Source organism: Blautia sp. HCP3S3_B11, assembly GCF_052064435.1.
Lineage (GTDB): Bacteria > Bacillota > Clostridia > Lachnospirales > Lachnospiraceae > Blautia_A.
On sequence record NZ_JBQHVP010000070.1, the window covers coordinates 1 to 343 of the forward strand.

Annotated in this window: 1 pseudogene; it reads left to right on the forward strand. The window is 38.5% G+C overall.

The features are described 5' to 3' along the window. A pseudogene (locus tag ACTNC0_RS18290) lies at window positions 1–343 on the forward strand (IS1634 family transposase); the annotation flags it as partial.

Below are 343 nucleotides of genomic sequence, written 5' to 3' on the forward strand. Positions count from 1 at the left end.
ATCTATGAATATGGAGTTTACGGAAAGACAATACGGCACAAACTGTATGCAAGTGATAAAAAAGAGCGTTATTTTCATCTGTATCATAGTACTTCCAAAGAAAGCGCAGAACGGATAGAGATTGAAAATCGGATCAACCAGATGACGCAGTATCTGAAAAAGTACCAGAATAAGGTAAAGGAATTCGGTCCTGGATTTGAGAAGTATTTTAACCTTCATTATGATGAAAAGAGCCAGGCTTTTATACTACCAGAAGAACGGTGCAGTGTGGTAGAAAGAGAACTGGATCTGGCAGGATATTTTTGTATCGTTACATCGGAAAAGATGAGTGCGAAGGAAGCAA